The 17,292-nt window shown below is 59.8% G+C and carries 13 protein-coding genes; all 13 read left to right on the top strand.

Going from position 1 to position 17,292, the window contains the following annotated elements:
• The first annotated feature begins 1 nt into the window (after position 1).
• Positions 2–2,449, top strand: a complete 2,448-nt coding sequence (gene nirB, locus CFBP6623_RS19795; RefSeq protein WP_046799061.1) for a nitrite reductase large subunit NirB — start codon at positions 2–4, stop codon at positions 2,447–2,449.
• 5 nt (positions 2,450–2,454) lie between these two features.
• The gene (gene nirD / locus CFBP6623_RS19790; protein WP_046799060.1) at positions 2,455–2,790 is read left to right on the top strand and encodes a nitrite reductase small subunit NirD; all 336 of its coding nucleotides are present in this window, start codon (positions 2,455–2,457) and stop codon (positions 2,788–2,790) included.
• 214 nt (positions 2,791–3,004) lie between these two features.
• Positions 3,005–5,653 (top strand): nitrate reductase, encoded by a 2,649-nt coding sequence (locus CFBP6623_RS19780; RefSeq protein ID WP_046799059.1) that lies wholly within the window; start codon positions 3,005–3,007, stop codon positions 5,651–5,653.
• Positions 5,625–7,103, top strand: coding sequence for a siroheme synthase CysG (gene cysG / locus CFBP6623_RS19775; RefSeq protein ID WP_062653075.1), 1,479 nt, complete (start codon positions 5,625–5,627; stop codon positions 7,101–7,103). Before CFBP6623_RS19780 ends, cysG begins: the two co-directional genes overlap by 29 nt.
• Positions 7,104–7,243: 140 nt before the next feature.
• Positions 7,244–8,017 carry a DeoR/GlpR family DNA-binding transcription regulator gene (locus CFBP6623_RS19770; RefSeq protein WP_046799057.1) on the top strand — a complete coding sequence of 258 codons (774 nt, stop codon included), beginning with the start codon at positions 7,244–7,246 and terminating at the stop codon, positions 8,015–8,017.
• 107 nt (positions 8,018–8,124) lie between these two features.
• Positions 8,125–9,648 carry a glycerol-3-phosphate dehydrogenase gene (glpD, locus tag CFBP6623_RS19765; RefSeq protein ID WP_046799056.1) on the top strand — a complete coding sequence of 508 codons (1,524 nt, stop codon included), beginning with the start codon at positions 8,125–8,127 and terminating at the stop codon, positions 9,646–9,648.
• Between the two features lie 37 nt (positions 9,649–9,685).
• On the top strand, positions 9,686–10,756 hold the full coding sequence (locus CFBP6623_RS19760) for an ABC transporter ATP-binding protein (protein WP_046799055.1): 1,071 nt from the start codon (positions 9,686–9,688) through the stop codon (positions 10,754–10,756).
• 12 nt (positions 10,757–10,768) lie between these two features.
• On the top strand, positions 10,769–11,839 hold the full coding sequence (locus CFBP6623_RS19755; protein WP_046799054.1) for an ABC transporter ATP-binding protein: 1,071 nt from the start codon (positions 10,769–10,771) through the stop codon (positions 11,837–11,839).
• 2 nt (positions 11,840–11,841) lie between these two features.
• Positions 11,842–12,708: a carbohydrate ABC transporter permease gene (locus CFBP6623_RS19750; protein ID WP_046799053.1), complete on the top strand. Its 867-nt coding sequence runs from the start codon at positions 11,842–11,844 to the stop codon at positions 12,706–12,708.
• 39 nt (positions 12,709–12,747) lie between these two features.
• Complete coding sequence (locus CFBP6623_RS19745; RefSeq protein ID WP_408606503.1) at positions 12,748–13,623, top strand: carbohydrate ABC transporter permease; 876 nt, start codon at positions 12,748–12,750, stop codon at positions 13,621–13,623.
• Positions 13,624–13,625: 2 nt separating this feature from the next.
• Complete coding sequence (locus CFBP6623_RS19740) at positions 13,626–13,919, top strand: DUF2160 domain-containing protein (RefSeq protein ID WP_046799051.1); 294 nt, start codon at positions 13,626–13,628, stop codon at positions 13,917–13,919.
• Positions 13,920–13,994: 75 nt separating this feature from the next.
• Positions 13,995–15,716: an extracellular solute-binding protein gene (locus CFBP6623_RS19735; RefSeq protein ID WP_003497935.1), complete on the top strand. Its 1,722-nt coding sequence runs from the start codon at positions 13,995–13,997 to the stop codon at positions 15,714–15,716.
• A 69-nt stretch (positions 15,717–15,785) separates the two neighbouring features.
• A complete protein-coding gene (gene glpK, locus CFBP6623_RS19730) occupies positions 15,786–17,285 on the top strand; it encodes a glycerol kinase GlpK (protein ID WP_062653027.1) in 1,500 nt (499 codons plus the stop codon).
• Positions 17,286–17,292 lie beyond the last annotated feature (7 nt).

Raw genomic sequence — 17,292 nt, 5'->3', positions numbered from 1 at the left:
CATGACGCAAAAACTCGTCATCATCGGCAATGGCATGGCGCCGGGGCGCATGCTGGAAAACCTGTTCGAAACCGCTCCCGGCCTTTACGACGTCACCATTTTCAACGCCGAACCGCGCGTCAATTACGACCGCATCATGCTCTCGCCGGTGCTCTCAGGCGAAAAGAGCTATGAAGACATCGTCATTCATAATGACGAATGGTATGCGGCTAACAATGTCACGCTGCACAAGGGCGCAAAGGTCACAGGCATCGACCGTGACAGGAAGACCGTGACCAGCGAAAACGGCATCACGGTTTCCTATGACAGGCTGGTGATCGCCACCGGCTCTTTGCCCTTCATCATTCCCGTTCCCGGCCACCAGTTGCCCGGCGTGCTCGCCTATCGCGATCTCGACGATGTGACGAAGATGCTTGCGATCGCCGAGGGTAAGGGCCGCGCCATCGTCATCGGCGCAGGTCTTCTCGGGCTCGAAGCCGCCTATGGCCTGAAGCGTCAGGGCATGGATGTTACTGTCATCCATCTGATGCCGACAATCATGGAACGCCAGCTCGATCCGGCAGCGGCCTATCTCCTGGAAAAGGCGCTGAACGAACGCGGCATCGACATCATCACCAAGGCCAACACCAAATGCATCCTCGGTGAGGAGAAGGTCGAGGGCATTGAACTCGAAGACGGTCGTGTCATCAAGGGCGACATGGTGGTGATGGCGGTCGGTATCCGTCCCGCCTCCGGCCTTGCGAAGGAAGCCGGCATCGCCGTTAATCGCGGCATCGTGGTGGATGACGGCATGATGACGTCGGACGCCTCGATTTACGCGCTTGGCGAATGCGCCGAACATCGCGGCATGTGTTACGGCCTCGTTGCGCCGCTTTATGAATCGGCGCGGGTGCTCGCCGACCGGCTTTGCGGCGGTTCGGCGGAATATCACGGCTCCGTCACCAATACCAAACTGAAGGTGACAGGTATCAACCTGTTTTCCGCCGGTGATTTCGCAGAAGGCGACGACCGCGAGGAAATCGTGCTGCGCGATGCCACCGCCGGCGTCTACAAGCGCCTGATCCTCAAGGAAAACCGCATCATCGGCGCGGTTCTCTATGGTGAGACGGCGGATGGGTCGTGGTTCTTCGATCTGATGAAGAAATCGACCGATATTTCCGCCATGCGTGAAACCCTGATCTTCGGCCAGGCCTATCAGGGAGGGTCGCCGCTGGACCCTATGGCGGCCGTTGCAGCCTTGCCGGATGATGCGGAAATCTGCGGCTGCAACGGCGTTTGCAAGGGTAAGATTACCTCGACCATCACCTCCAAGGGGCTGACCTCGCTGGACGACGTTCGCGCTCACACCAAGGCGTCCGCCTCCTGCGGCAATTGCACCGGCCTTGTCGAGCAGCTGATGACGCTGACACTGGGCGATAGCTACAACCCTGCCGCCGTGCAGCCCATGTGCAAATGCACCGATCTTGGCCATGACGATGTGCGTCGTCTGATCAAGGCCAAGGGTCTGAAGACCATTCCCGCCGTCATGCAGGAGCTGGAATGGAAAACCTCCTGCGGCTGCGCCAAATGCCGACCGGCGCTCAATTATTATCTCGTCTGCGATTTCCCGGACGAATATGCCGACGATTATCAGTCGCGTTATATCAATGAGCGCGTCCACGCCAATATCCAGAAGGACGGCACCTATTCCGTCGTTCCGCGCATGTGGGGCGGCGTCACATCCTCCTCCGAACTCCGCGCAATTGCGGATGTGGTCGACAAGTTCGAAATCCCGATGGTGAAGGTGACGGGCGGCCAGCGCATCGATCTTCTCGGCATCGAGAAGGAGGATTTGCCGGCAGTCTGGGCCGATCTCGGCAAGGCCGGGTTCATTTCCGGCCAGGCCTACGCCAAAGGTTTGCGCACGGTCAAAACCTGCGTCGGCCAGCAATGGTGCCGTTTCGGCACGCAGGATTCCACCGGCCTTGGCATCCGCATCGAAAAATTCATGTGGGGCTCGTGGACGCCCGCCAAGCTGAAGCTTGCCGTTTCCGGCTGTCCGCGCAACTGCGCGGAGGCCACCTGCAAGGATATCGGCGTCATCTGCGTCGATTCCGGTTTCGAGATCCATTTCGCCGGCGCCGCCGGTCTGGATATCAAGGGCACGGAAGTCCTGGGTCTCGTCCAGACCGAGGACGAAGCACTGGAGCATATCGTGGCTTTGACCCAGATGTACCGTGAACAGGCGCGCTATCTCGAGCGCATCTACAAATGGGCCAAGCGCATCGGCTACGACGAGGTTCGCCGCCAGATCATGGACGATGCCGGAAAACGCCGTGCCTATTTCGACCGCTTCGTTTTCAGCCAGAAATTCGCGCAGGTCGACCCCTGGTCGGAACGCGTATCCGGCCATGACAAGCACGAATTCAGGCCCATGGCGGCAATCGGTTTCAATCAGGCAGCGGAGTGAGAACGATGGACAGCAACTGGATCGATATTGGCGATATCTCCGATATTCCCCTGCGCGGCGCGCGGTGTGTGAAAACGCCAATGGGCAAGATCGCTGTATTCCGCACGGCGGAAAATCAGGTCTTCGCCATTGAAGACCATTGCCCGCACAAGGGCGGCCCTCTGAGCCAGGGCATCGTGCATGGCGCTTCGGTGACGTGTCCGTTGCACAATTGGGTCATTTCTCTGGAGACAGGTAAGGCGCTGGGGGCGGATGAGGGCGAGGTGAGGACCATACCCGTCCGCAATATGCATGGACGGCTCTCAATTGCGCTTGAAACCCTGATGATTGCGGCGGAGTGAATTGCGATGGCGGCGATGATACCCCCCTCTGCCCTGCCGGGCATCTCCCCCTCAAGGGGGGAGATTGATCGCTGCACAAACTTCCATTCACAACCGGTGTTGTTGCCGGTGGAGAGGGAACGAGGAGCCTTCCGCTTGTCGATCTCCCCCCTTGAGGGGGAGATGTCCGGCAGGACAGAGGGGGGTAAGCGTCACGCACTGAGAGGGCAAACCTGTGCCCGTTGAAACCAAAACCACCTGTCCCTATTGCGGCGTCGGCTGCGGCGTCATCGCCACCGTCAACGACGATGGCGCGGTCTCCGTCAGGGGCGATCAGGATCACCCCGCCAATTTTGGCCGGCTGTGCTCCAAAGGTTCGGCTCTGGCCGAAACCATCGATCTCGAAGGACGCCTGCTCCATCCCGAAATCGCTGGGAGGCGGGCGGCATGGGACGAAGCGCTCGATCTCGTCGCTTCCCGTTTCTCTCAGGCTATTGCTGAGCATGGCCCTGATTCGGTCGCCTTCTACGTCTCCGGCCAATTGCTGACGGAGGATTATTACCTTGCCAACAAGCTGATGAAGGGTTTCATCGGTTCGGCCAATATCGATACGAATTCAAGGCTCTGCATGTCGTCTTCGGTCGCGGGCCATCGTCGTGCCTTCGGAGCCGATACGGTGCCGGGCACCTACGAGGATATGGAACTTGCCGATCTGGTGATCCTCACCGGTTCCAATCTCGCCTGGTGTCACCCCGTTCTCTACCAGAGGCTGGCGGCGGCGAAGACGGCGCGGCCGGAGATGAAGGTCGTCGTCATCGATCCGCGCCGGACGATGAGTGCCGATATTGCCGACATGCACCTCGCCATCCGCCCGGATGGGGATGTGGCGCTGTTTACCGGTCTGCTTGCGCATCTCTCCGGCAGTTCCGCCATCGATAATGCTTACGTTCAAAACCACACGGCCGGCTTCGACGCCGCTGTGCAGGCCGCAGATGAGCGCAGCCTGCCGGAGATCGCCGAGGGCACCGGCCTGACGATTGCCGAACTGATTTCCTTTTACGAATTGTTCGAACGCACCGAAAAGACCGTCACCTGCTACAGCCAGGGCGTCAACCAGTCGGAGAGCGGCACCGACAAGGTCAATGCCATCATCAATTGCCACCTCGCCACCGGCCGCATCGGCCGGCCGGGCATGGGGCCGTTTTCGCTGACTGGCCAGCCGAACGCCATGGGTGGGCGCGAAGTTGGCGGGCTCGCCAACATGCTGGCCGCCCATATGGCCATCGAAAACGCTGAAGATCGCGACCGCGTGCAGCGCTTCTGGGCGTCGCCTGCGATTGCGCGAAAACCGGGTCTGAAGGCCGTGGACATGTTCCGGGCCGTGGCCGATGGCCACATCAAGGCGCTGTGGATCATGGCCACCAACCCCGTCGTCTCGATGCCGGATGCTGGCGCCGTCGAAGCGGCGATCAAGGCTTGTCCTTTCGTCGTGGTGTCCGATGTTACGGCCAATACCGATACTGCCCGCCATGCCCATGTCCTCCTACCCTCGCTCGGCTGGGGCGAAAAGAACGGCACGGTGACCAATTCCGAACGGCGCATTTCCCGTCAGCGCGGTTTTCTCCCTGTGCCCGGCGAAGCCAGGGCCGACTGGTGGCAGATGGCGGAAGTGGGCCGGCGCATGGGTTTCGACGCTGCTTTTGCTTATGGCCAGCCACCGGAGATTTTCGCCGAACATGCGGCCCTTTCCGGTTTCGAGAATGCGGGTAGCCGGGATTTCGATATCAGTGGAATCGAGCACGATTCCTACGATGCGATGGCGCCCTTTCAATGGCCCAAAGCCGGGCCCGGTGAGGCCGTCGTTACCCGCTTTTTTGCGAATGGTCGTTTTTACCATGCTGACGGCAAGGCGCGGTTCATCGCCACCGTCTTGCCGGAAACCTCCAGGACCTCGTCTGACTATCCGCTGACGCTCAATACCGGCCGCATTCGCGACCAATGGCACACCATGACCCGCACCGGCAAAAGTGCGCGGCTGACCGCCCATATCGCCGAGCCTTTCGCCGAACTTCACCCGCGTGATGCGCAGATGTTGGGGATAGAAAGTGCCGATCTGGTGGAACTGGAAAGCCCCTACGGCAAGGTTCTGCTGCGCGCACTGGTGAGCGAAAGGCAGGCGCGTGGATCGGTCTTTGCGCCGATGCACTGGAACGACCAATTCGCCTCGCGGGCGCGCATAGATGTGGTTGTTGCGCCGGTCACGGATCCGCACTCCGGCCAACCTGCTTCGAAAAATGTTGCGGTGAAGGCAAGGCTTTTCGAGGCAAAGGCCTATGGCTTCGCCATTTCCCGCACCCGACCCAATGCACCGGACTGTGCCTATTGGGCCATCGCCAAGGCGGACGGCGGCTATCGCATGGAGTTGGCCTTCGAGGAAGAACCGCAGGACTGGACGCTCTGGGCGCGGCAGGTTTTCGGCATCGATGTCAGGGTCGAGCCGCTCGGTTACAGCGACCGGCAGACGGGTGATCTGCGGCTTGCCTTTTTCGATGGTGAGACCCTCTTGGCAGCGCTGTTCATTGCCAATCAACCGGTGGCCGTCGCCCGCAACTGGGCGATCTCGCAGCTTGCCGAGCGCCATGAGGATCTGCGCATGCGTTTTGCGCTGGTTGCCGGTCGCCCCGGTGCCGGCCGCGCCGATCCGGGCGCCACCGTCTGCTCCTGCTTTAACGTCGGGGTGAACCAGATCACGGCCGCCATCCGCGATGGTTGTCACAGCGTCGAAGCCATCGGCAAGGCGCTGAACGCCGGAACCAATTGCGGCTCCTGCCGCGCCGAAATCAGGGGGATCATCGATGGATGCCTTAAAACCGCAGCGGAATGAACCGGCCCGTATGGAAAGATTAGCCAAGCTGCCAATCTTCTGGGGGCTTGAGGGCAAATGCGTGGTGCTGGTGGGCGGATCGGAAGGGGCCGCCTGGAAGGCGGAGCTGCTGCTGGCTTGCGGGGCGGAACTTCGTCTCTATTGCGAGGAGAACGAGCTTTCGGAAAGCTTTGCCGCGCTCGTCTCAAGAAGCCCGATGCTCACATGGCATGATCGTCCGTGGGGTCCGGATATTTTCGAAGGCGTCGAGCTGGCGCTGGCGGATTGCGAAACCGACGAGGAGGCTGAGAAATTTTACAATACCGCCCGCACGGCGGGCGTGCCCGTCAACGTCATCGACAAGCCGGAATTCTGCCAGTTCCAGTTCGGGTCCATCGTCAATCGCTCGCCGGTGGTGGTGTCGATTTCCACCGATGGCGCCGCACCCATTCTGGCGCAGGCCATCCGCCGGCGCATCGAGACGTTGCTGCCGCTGGCCCTGAAGGATTGGGGGGCACTTGCCCAGACGATCCGCGATCGCGTCAATCTGCAACTCGCGCCCGGCCCGTCGCGGCGATCTTTCTGGGAAAAATTCGTCGACCGGGCGTTTACCGAAAGGCTGGATGAGAGCAGCGAAGAAAGGCTGCTGACGGATATCGGAGCGCAGGCCGCGCGCATGGGCTCAGGGCGCGGACTTGTAACGCTCGTGGGTGCCGGGCCGGGTGACGCCGAGCTTCTGACTTTGAAAGCGGTTCGCGCCCTGCAGGCCGCCGATGTCATCTTATTCGACGATCTTGTGTCAGCGGAGGTGCTGGAACTGGCGCGGCGGGAGGCGAAGCGCATGCTGGTCGGCAAGCGCGGCGGCCGGGAAAGCTGCAAGCAGGAAGACATTAACGACATGATGATCCGCCTTGCCAAGGCTGGCAAACGGGTGGTGCGGCTGAAATCCGGCGACCCCATGATTTTCGGGCGCGCCGGCGAGGAGATCGCGGCGCTGGAAGCCGAAAATATCCCGGTCGATGTTGTGCCGGGGATCACCGCCGCGAGCGCCATGGCCTCGCGCCTCGGCATCTCCCTGACGCATCGCGACCATGCCCAGTCTGTCCGCTTCGTCACCGGTCATTCGCGGCAGGGAAAGTTACCGGAGAATATTGACTGGGCATCGCTCTCCAATCCCGCCGTGACCACTGTTTTTTATATGGGCGGCCGAACCGCAGCAGATATCCAGTCCTCCCTGCTCGCTAACGGCATGCCCGCCTCGACGCCCGTTGCGGTGATGATTTCCGTCAGCCGGGCGAATGAACAGCGCTGGTGCGGTTCACTCGCGCAATTGGCTGCGGCGGTCGAGAGGCTAGGCGTGAACGAACCTGTCCTGATCGGTATCGGCGATGCGTTCGGCGCCGCGTCTTCTGGATTCGCCGGTATCGATATGCAGGGGGGTGCCTCGATGATGGCTAAGAAGGCCGGCTAATAAGTTTGCGTGCGACGCCGGTGCATGTTTCAGGCATATTCGCAGACAGGTAGAACTCACCGCTACAAACCTTCCCTTGACATTGGTTTTTCGTTCGCTCTTCAATAAAACGAAAAAATTGAAAGAGGAGGGAGGGTGAAATGCTGCTCACACCGCGTCAGGATGAAATCGTTGCACTGGCGAAAGCGAACGGGCGGGTGCTGGTCGACGAGCTGGCGGCGCGCTTTTCGGTGACCCCCCAGACTATCCGCAAGGACCTGAACGATCTCTGCGATACCAGGGTGCTGACGCGCATCCATGGCGGCGCACTATTTCCAAGCGGCAATGAAAACGTCAAATACGAGGCGCGACGGGCGATTGCTTCTGTCGAAAAACAGGCGATCGGTGCCGCTGCTGCTGCCCTCATCCCCAACAATTCGTCGCTCTTCATCAATATCGGTACGACGACCGAGTCGGTGGGCGAAGCGCTGGCGGACCACCACGAATTAATGGTCATCACCAACAATATCAATGTTGCCAACAGGTTGCGAGTTTTTCCCGGCATTGAAGTGGTGATTGCGGGCGGCGTCGTTCGCGGTTCCGATGGTGGTATCGTCGGTGAGGCGGCCGTCGATTTCATCCGCCAGTTCAAGGTCGATTTCGCCGTCATCGGCGTTTCGGCCATCGATGAGGACGGCGCGCTGCTGGATTTCGATTTTCGCGAGGTCAAAGTCGCGCAGGCGATCATTTCCAATGCCCGCCATGTCATTCTGGTGTCGGATTCGCTCAAATTCGAGCGCACGGCCCCGGTGCGTATTGGCCATCTTTCGCAGGTGCATACCTTTATTACCGATCATTGTCCGGTCGATTCGATCCGTTCCATCTGTGCCGATCACGACGTTCGGCTGATTGAAACTGAGGCGCGGGAGACCTAATCCTGCACCATTGGAATTTCGTTTGACATTCGTTTTGTCTTCGAATTAGATGATCGTGCTTTCAATATATCGATGAGGAGAGCGTCGATGAAAGCGCGGGAGAATTCATGTCTGACGAGGCAATCCACGATATTTTCGTGATCGGCGGCGGCATCAATGGCTGCGGCATTGCGCGTGACGCCGTTGGCAGGGGTTACTCCGTTGCACTCGCGGAAATGAATGATTTTGCCTCCGGCACCTCGTCCGCCGCGACCAAGCTCATCCATGGCGGTTTGCGTTATCTTGAACATTACGAGTTTCGTCTGGTGCGCGAAGCGCTGATGGAACGCGAGGTGCTGTGGGCCATGGCGCCGCACATCATCTGGCCCATGCGTTTCGTTCTGCCGTTCCAGAAGGGTGGCGTGCGTCCGGCCTGGCTCGTGCGTCTCGGACTTTTTCTTTATGATCACCTCGGCGGCCGCAAGCTTCTGCCCGCGACCCGTTCACTCGATCTGCGCCGGGATCCCGCCGGAAAACCGTTGAAGCCGATTTTTGCGCGCGCTTTCGAATATTCCGACGGCTGGGTGGACGATGCCCGGCTTGTGGTGCTGAACGCCCGCGATGCCGCCGAGCGCGGTGCTCTGATCCTCAATCGTACGCAGGTGGTTTCAGCGCGACGCGAAGGCGCCTTCTGGCGGGTTGAAACGAGAAGTGCTGCCGGGGAAAACGCGACCTATCGGGCCCGCATGCTGGTGAATGCCGCCGGCCCCTGGGTGGACAAGGTCCTGTCTTCGACATTCGGCAAAAATAATGTCCACAATGTTCGCCTCGTGCAGGGCAGCCATATCATCGTGCGCAAGAAGTTTGCCGATCCGCGCGCCTATTTTTTTCAGAATCCGGACGGGCGCATCATCTTCGCCATCCCTTACGAACAGGATTTTACGCTGATCGGCACGACGGATCGCGACTATACCGCCGACCCCCGCGCTGTTAAGATCACCGCGGAGGAAATCAGCTATCTTTGCAGCGCGGCCAGCGAATATTTTGCCGAGCCGGTGACGCAGGACGATATCGTCTGGACCTATTCCGGCGTGCGGCCGCTGTTCGACGACGGTGCGTCGAAAGCGCAGGAGGCGACGCGCGACTATGTGCTGAAAACCGAAGGGGCGGAAGGCGAAGCGCCGCTTCTCAATATTTTCGGCGGCAAGCTCACCACCTATCGGCGGCTTGCCGAACATGCTCTTGAAAAAATAGGCGATGCGCTGGGGGAAAAGGGCGCGCCATGGACGGCAGGCTCGCATTTGCCGGGTGGAAATTTCGGGGCTGAGGCCTATGCCGGCGAGGTTACGACCCTTCGGTCACGTTATCCCTTCCTCGATGAGCGTCACGCCAAGCGGCTAGTCCGCTGTTACGGGACGGATGCGGCGGCGATAATCGGCAAAGCGGCAGAGAAGGCGGCACTGGGCCGTCATTTCGGCGGCACGCTTTATGAGGCTGAGGTCCGCTGGCTGATGGCGCGGGAATGGGCGCTGACGGCGGAGGATATTCTCTGGCGCCGCACCAAACAGGGGCTTTTTTTCACCCCTGAAGAGGTGCGCGGGCTCGAGGACTATATCGGAGACATTGCAGGGGAACGCTTGAAGGCAATCTGACGATCCGATCGAAAAGCGGAGGAGGCTTTGGATCACCATGCTTGAATTGCGAAACGTCTCGAAGATGGCCGGCGGTGAATATCATATTCACCCGACCGATCTGACGTTGCAGCGCGGAAGCCTGAACGTCCTGCTTGGACCGACACTTTCGGGCAAGACGACGTTGATGCGGCTGATGGCCGGGCTGGACAAGCCGAGCGGCGGTGCGATCTTCTTCAATGGTGAGGACGTGACGGGCTGGCCGGTGCAGAAGCGCAACGTTGCCATGGTTTATCAGCAGTTCATCAATTATCCGGCGCTGAGCGTTTACGAAAACATCGCTTCACCCATGAGGGTTGCCGGCAAGGACCAGCCCACCATCGACAGGGAAGTGAGGAAGGCCGCCGAGCTTCTGAAGCTGACGCCCTATCTCGATCGGACGCCTCTCAACCTTTCCGGTGGCCAGCAGCAGCGCACGGCGCTTGCCCGCGCCATCGTCAAGAACGCCAATCTGGTGCTGCTTGATGAGCCGCTGGCCAATCTCGATTACAAGCTGCGCGAGGAACTGCGTGAGGAACTGCCGCGCATCTTCGCTGAATCCGGCGCGATCTTCGTTTATGCGACGACCGAACCTTCCGAGGCGCTGCTTCTGGGTGGCAATACCGCGACGCTTAATGAGGGAAGGGTGACGCAGTTTAGCCGTACGATCGAGGTTTACCGGCATCCGGTGGACATCGTGACCGCGGAAATCTTCGCCGATCCGCCGCTTAACACCATTGAGGTCATCAAGGCCGGTAATGCTTTCACCCGTGCGGACCATGCCGTCGTGGCAGTCCCCGCACATCTTGCCAGCATGCCAGATGGCCCCGTCACCATTGCCTTCCAGCCGCACCACCTCTTCCCGTACGCGAAGGGAGAAGCGCGGCAGTCCATCCGCGCGCGGACGCTGATTTCGGAAATCGCCGGATCGGAAAGCTTCGTGCATGTGGAATTTTCGGGCCGGCGCTGGGTCATGCTGGCGCATGGCATTCACGACATCGAGCCGGACAGGGACATCGAGCTGTTTCTAGATACACGGCATTTGATGGCCTTTGACGCGAATGGCCGCGCCATCGGCAAAGCGGCTTGAGGGAGATGGATCATGGCACGCATCACGCTCGATCATATCCGCCACGCCTATAATGCCAAGGCGCAGGCCGCCGGCGATTATGCCCTGAAAGAAGTGCATCACGAATGGGAGGATGGCGGGGCTTATGCGCTGCTTGGCCCTTCCGGCTGCGGCAAGACCACGCTGCTCAACATCATTTCCGGCCTGTTGCGTCCTTCAGAAGGACGTATCGCTTTCGACGGAACTGACGTGACCGATCTTGCCACCGAAGACCGTAATATCGCCCAGGTGTTCCAGTTTCCGGTCGTCTACGACACGATGACGGTCTACGACAATCTGGCTTTTCCGCTGCGCAACCGGCATGTGCCGGAGGCCGAGGTGGATCGTCGGGTGCGGGACATCCTTGAGATGACCGATCTTTCCGGCATGGCCAAGCGCCATGCGCGGGGGCTGACGGCAGACCAGAAGCAGAAAATTTCTCTGGCACGCGGCCTCGTGCGTTCCGACGTCAATGCGATCCTGTTCGACGAGCCGCTGACGGTGATCGATCCGCATATGAAGTGGGTGCTGCGGTCGCAATTGAAGCGCCTGCACCGGCAATCCGGTTTTACCATGGTCTATGTTACCCACGACCAGACCGAAGCGCTGACCTTCGCCGACAAGGTGGTGGTGATGTATGATGGGCAGATCGTGCAGATCGGCACGCCAGCCGAGCTTTTCGAGCGGCCGGGACATACATTCGTCGGTTACTTCATCGGCTCGCCCGGCATGAATGTGTTGCCCGCCAAGATAGATGGCGCGACCGCGATGGTCGGCGGCCTTGGTGTGCCACTTGCCGGAGTGCCAAGGGTCGATGGAGCCCAGCGTATCGAGATCGGCGTTCGCCCGGAATTCATCCGGCTGGAACGGGGCGGCATGCCCATTACGGTCGACAAGGTCGAGGATATCGGCCGGCAAAAGATCGTGCGCGCCCGGTTTGCCGGCCAGAAGCTGGCGATCGTTGTTGCAGAAGACGAGGAAATTCCGGCGGAAGCGGGTGTTCGCTTCGACCCGGCCGCCATCGGCGTCTTCGCCGATTCCTGGCGTGTGAAGATGGGGGCCTGAGCATGGAAAAGAGCTGGAACAACAAAGCATGGTTCATGGTGCTGCCGGTTCTGGTGCTGGTCGCCTTTTCCGCCGTTATTCCGCTGATGACCGTTGTGAATTATTCGGTGCAGGATACGTTCGGCAACAACCAGTTCTTCTGGGCCGGGACGCAATGGTTCGAGGAAATCCTGGCGTCGGCCCGGTTCTGGGATGCGCTGGGGCGCAACCTGCTGTTCTCCGGCATCATCCTGGCGATTGAAATTCCGCTCGGCATTTTCATTGCGCTCAAAATGCCGAAATCCGGCATCGGCGTGCCGGTCTGCCTCGTGACGATGGCGCTGCCGCTTCTGGTGCCGTGGAATGTAGTCGGCACGATCTGGCAGGTGTTCGGGCGCAGCGATATCGGGCTGCTCGGTTATTATGCCAATCAGCTCGGACTTGATTACAACTACGTCAATGATCCGCTCGATGCGTGGATTACGGTCGTTATCATGGATGTCTGGCACTGGACGAGCCTTGTCGTGCTGCTGTGCTACGCCAGCCTCGTTTCCATTCCGGACGCCTATTATCAGGCGGCAAGGATCGATGGCGCATCGCGTTTCGCCGTGTTCCGGTTCATCCAGCTGCCAAAGATGAAGCGCGTGCTGCTGATCGCCTTCCTGCTGCGCTTCATGGACAGCTTCATGATCTATACCGAGCCTTTCGTCGTCACCGGCGGCGGTCCGGGTAACTCCACCACCTTCCTGTCCATCGATCTCGTGAAGATGGCGCTCGGCCAGTTCGACCTCGGACCCGCGGCCGCCATGTCGCTGATCTACTTCCTCATCATCCTGCTGTTGTCCTGGGTGTTCTACACCGTGATGACCAGCCACGACGCGGAGACTTGAGACATGAGCGCCTCTGATGTCACCACAAGCGTGGAACGGATGGGAAATTCGCCTTTCAAAGCCGCCTCGGCGGGATTGTCCGGCCTTGCCGCACGGTCGCGCCGCCGCCATGGGCCATCGCGTTTTTCCTGGCTGGTTCCGACCATCTACATCATTCTTCTGCTCGTGCCGATCTATTGGCTCGTCAATATGAGCTTCAAGACGAATGCGGAAATTGTGTCGTCCATGACGCTTTATCCGCACCAGCCAACGCTGCAGAACTACCGGACGATCTTCACGGATTCCTCCTGGTATTCGGGTTATATCAACTCGATCATCTACGTCGTCATGAACATGGTGATCTCGGTTGCGGCAGCACTTCCGGCGGCCTATGCCTTCTCGCGGTATCGGTTTCTGGGCGACAAGCACCTGTTCTTCTGGCTGTTGACCAACCGCATGGCGCCGCCCGCCGTCTTCGCGTTGCCCTTCTTCCAGCTTTATTCGGCATTCGGGCTGATCGACACGCATATCGCTGTGGCGCTGGCGCATTGCCTGTTCAACGTGCCGCTGGCGGTGTGGATCCTCGAAGGCTTCATGTCCGGCGTGCCGAAGGAGATCGACGAAACCGCCTATATTGACGGCTACTCCTTCCCGAAATTCTTCGTGAAGATTTTCATGCCGCTCATCGCGTCCGGCATCGGTGTCGCCTGCTTCTTCAGCTTCATGTTCTCGTGGGTTGAACTTCTGATCGCCCGCACGCTGACGACCACGGACGCCAAGCCGATTGCCGCGACGATGACGCGCACTGTTTCGGCCGCCGGCATGGACTGGGGCCTGCTGGCCGCTGCCGGTGTGCTGACGCTCATTCCGGGCGCGCTGGTGATCTGGTTCGTGCGCAATTACATCGCCAAGGGCTTTGCGCTGGGGAGGGTTTGACCATGATGAAGATACCCGATTTTTCATGGATGGCATGGACCTGGGCGACGGCCGCGTTTTTCTGCGCCATCGCCGTGCTGCTGGTCGGCATGTGGTTCTGGGAATATTTTTCGCCCGGCGGCAATCCCCGCTTCGGCCTCTTGCGCTTTGAGACGACGCGCGGCGACCGGCTGTTCATCTCGCTGCTTGGCAGCGCCTTCATTCATCTCGCATGGCTCGGGCTGGTCGGCCCGAACCTGTGGTGGGCTCTCGCTCTGTCCGTGGTCTACGCCATCGGCGTTTTCCGTTTCGTCTAGAGCAGAAAGAACGGTGCGGCGGAGGAAAACCGCACTGGAGGACTTCATGCAATCGCAACCCCTGGGAGGACTGATATGCGACGGCATCTGATGACGACGACAGCAGCCATGCTGCTGGCAATGACGGGTTCCGCTTTCGCCGGAATGGAGGAAGCAAAGCAGTTTCTGGACAAGGAAATCGGCGATATGTCGTCGCTTTCCCGTGGCGATCAGGAAAAGGAACTGCAATGGTTTATCGATGCCGCGAAACCTTTCGCAGGCATGGACATCAAGGTCGTTTCCGAATCCCTGACCACGCATGAATATGAATCCAAGGTTCTGGCACCGGCCTTTACCGCCATCACCGGCATCAAGGTCACGCATGACATCATCCAGGAAGGTGACGTCGTCGAAAAAATCCAGACCCAGATGCAGACTGGCCAGAACCTTTATGATGGCTGGGTCAATGACAGCGACCTTATCGGTACGCATTGGCGCTACCAGCAGGTGCGCAACCTGACCGACTTCATGGCCAATGAGGGCAAGGACGTCACCAATCCCGGCCTTGATCTCAAGGACTTTATCGGCAGCGCCTTTACAACGGCACCGGACAAGAAGCTCTACCAGCTTCCCGACCAGCAGTTCGCGAACCTCTACTGGTTCCGTTACGACTGGTTCAACGACGACAAGAACAAGGCCGATTTCAAGGCCAAATACGGTTACGACCTCGGCGTTCCGGTCAACTGGTCGGCCTATGAGGATATCGCCGAATTCTTCACCGGTCGCGATGTCGGCGGCAAGAAGGTCTTCGGCCATATGGACTACGGCAAGAAGGACCCGTCACTCGGCTGGCGCTTCACCGATGCCTGGCTTTCCATGGCCGGCAACGGCGATAAGGGCCTGCCGAACGGCCTGCCGGTCGATGAATGGGGCATCAAGGTCAACGACAAGTCGCAGCCGGTCGGTTCCTGCGTGGCGCGCGGTGGTGATACCAACGGTCCGGCTTCGGTCTATTCCATCGAGAAATATCTCGAATGGCTGAAGAAATATGCGCCACCGGAAGCCCAGGGTATGACCTTCTCCGAATCCGGTCCGGTGCCGGCGCAGGGCAACATTGCCCAGCAGATCTTCTGGTACACGGCCTTCACCGCCGATATGGCCAAGCCCGGCCTGCCCGTCGTCAACGAGGACGGTTCGCCGAAATGGCGCGTCGCACCCTCGCCGCATGGCGTCTACTGGAAGGACGGCATGAAGCTCGGTTATCAGGATGTGGGTTCGTGGACATTGATGAAATCCACCCCCGACGACCGCGCCAAGGCCGCTTGGCTTTATGCGCAGTTCGTGACCTCCAAGACGGTGGATGTGAAGAAGAGCCATGTGGGTCTCACCTTCATTCGTGACAGCACGATCCATCACCAGAGCTTCACGGACCGGGCCTCCAAGCTCGGGGGCCTTATCGAGTTCTATCGCTCGCCGGCCCGCGTGCAATGGTCGCCGACCGGCACCAATGTTCCTGACTATCCGAAGCTGGCGCAGCTGTGGTGGCAGGCAATCGGCGATGCGTCGTCGGGTGCTAAGACCGCTCAGGCGGCAATGGACTCTCTCTGCGCCGAGCAGGAAAAGGTCATGGCCCGTATCGAGCGCGCCGGTGTGCAGGGTGATATCGGCCCGAAACTGGCGGAAGAGCACGATATCGACTACTGGAACAAGGACGCCGTTTCGAAGGGCAATCTGGCGCCGCAGCTGAAGATTGCCAACGAAAAGGAAAAGCCGGTCACCGTCAATTACGACGAACTGGTCAAAAGCTGGCAGAAGTAATTTCTGCATGAAATCTTAAACCGGGGCGGCTTTGCCGCCCCGTCATTGCGTCTGAAAGGGAGTGACATAATGGGCGGTTATATTCTGGCGATCGATCAGGGAACGACATCGACACGGTCGATGGTCTTTGATCGCGACATGCGGGTGATCGGTGTCGGACAGCGAGAATTTCCGCAACATTTCCCGGCCTCGGGCTGGGTGGAACATGATGCCGAGGATATCTGGAAAAGCGTGCTCGAAACCATTCGGCTGGCGCTTGCCGATGCCGGTATCGCCGCTTCCGATATCGAGGCGATCGGCATCACCAACCAGCGGGAAACGACCGTGCTTTGGGACCGCAACACGGGTGAGGCCGTGCACCGGGCCGTGGTCTGGCAGGATCGCCGCGCCACGCCGGTCTGCGAGGATCTGAAGCGGAGGGGACTGGAGCCGCTCTTTTCGAAAAAGACCGGCCTGCTGCTCGACCCATACTTTTCCGGCACGAAGCTGAAATGGCTTCTGGATAGCGTGAGCGGCCTTCGCGAAAAAGCCGTGAAGGGAGACATCTGCTTCGGCACGGTCGATAGTTTCCTGATCTATCGCCTTACCGGCGGTCGCCGCCATGTGACCGACGCGACCAATGCCTCGCGAACACTGATCTATAATATTGAAGACAATGCCTGGGATGACGAATTGCTGTCGATCCTCGATATTCCCCGCGCCATGTTGCCGGAGGTGCTGGATTGCGCCGCCGATTTCGGCGTGACCGACAAGTCGCTTCTGGGTGCGGAAATCCCGATCCTCGGTGTGGCGGGCGATCAGCAGGCGGCTGTGATCGGCAATGCCTGCTTCGAACCGGGGATGATGAAATCGACTTACGGCACCGGCTGTTTTGCGCTTCTTAACACCGGCACCGACCGGGTGACTTCGACAAATCGGCTGCTGACGACAATTGCCTATCGTCTCGACGGTGTGACGACCTATGCGCTTGAAGGCTCGATCTTCATTGCGGGTGCGGCGGTGCAATGGCTGCGTGACGAGCTGGGCTTCATTTCGGTCGCCTCGGAAGTTAGCGCGCTTGCCGAAAAGGCCGATCCCAAGCAGCGGGTCTATCTGGTGCCGGCTTTCACCGGCCTCGGTGCCCCCTATTGGGATGCGGAGGCGCGGGGCGCGATTTTCGGCCTGACGCGTGGCACCGGACCTGCGGAATTCGCGCGCGCGGCGCTGGAAAGCGTTGCCTATCAGACCTTCGATCTGCTGGACGCCATGCGCAAGGACTGGGCGGGTGACAATGGCAAGACGGTGCTGAGGGTCGATGGCGGTATGGTCGCATCCGATTGGACGATGCAGCGGCTGGCCGATGTTCTTGCCGCACCGGTGGACCGGCCGGTCTTTCTGGAAACGACTATTCTGGGTGCGGCATGGCTCGCAGCATCGCGTGCCGGTATCTGGCCGGATCGTGAAGCCTTTGCAGCTCATTGGAAACGCGACCGTCGTTTCGCTCCTAACATGGACGAGGCGGAGCGAAAAAATGCCATTGCCGGCTGGCGCGACAGTGTCGGCCGTTGCCTGTCGAGGCGGGAAAACTAAAGCATTT

This window comes from Agrobacterium tumefaciens, from assembly GCF_005221385.1.
GTDB lineage: Bacteria > Pseudomonadota > Alphaproteobacteria > Rhizobiales > Rhizobiaceae > Agrobacterium > Agrobacterium tomkonis.
This window is presented reverse-complemented; position numbering and strand designations above follow the sequence as displayed.

Coding starts and splice junctions, on each gene's coding strand:
- nirB (WP_046799061.1), top strand. CDS start 2: ATGACGCAAAAACTCGTCATCATCGGCAATGGCATGGCGCCGGGGCGC.
- CFBP6623_RS19760 (WP_046799055.1), top strand. CDS start 9,686: ATGCTTGAATTGCGAAACGTCTCGAAGATGGCCGGCGGTGAATATCAT.
- CFBP6623_RS19755 (WP_046799054.1), top strand. CDS start 10,769: ATGGCACGCATCACGCTCGATCATATCCGCCACGCCTATAATGCCAAG.
- CFBP6623_RS19740 (WP_046799051.1), top strand. CDS start 13,626: ATGATGAAGATACCCGATTTTTCATGGATGGCATGGACCTGGGCGACG.
- CFBP6623_RS19750 (WP_046799053.1), top strand. CDS start 11,842: ATGGAAAAGAGCTGGAACAACAAAGCATGGTTCATGGTGCTGCCGGTT.
- CFBP6623_RS19745 (WP_408606503.1), top strand. CDS start 12,748: ATGGGAAATTCGCCTTTCAAAGCCGCCTCGGCGGGATTGTCCGGCCTT.
- glpD (WP_046799056.1), top strand. CDS start 8,125: ATGTCTGACGAGGCAATCCACGATATTTTCGTGATCGGCGGCGGCATC.
- CFBP6623_RS19770 (WP_046799057.1), top strand. CDS start 7,244: ATGCTGCTCACACCGCGTCAGGATGAAATCGTTGCACTGGCGAAAGCG.
- glpK (WP_062653027.1), top strand. CDS start 15,786: ATGGGCGGTTATATTCTGGCGATCGATCAGGGAACGACATCGACACGG.
- CFBP6623_RS19735 (WP_003497935.1), top strand. CDS start 13,995: ATGCGACGGCATCTGATGACGACGACAGCAGCCATGCTGCTGGCAATG.
- cysG (WP_062653075.1), top strand. CDS start 5,625: ATGGATGCCTTAAAACCGCAGCGGAATGAACCGGCCCGTATGGAAAGA.
- nirD (WP_046799060.1), top strand. CDS start 2,455: ATGGACAGCAACTGGATCGATATTGGCGATATCTCCGATATTCCCCTG.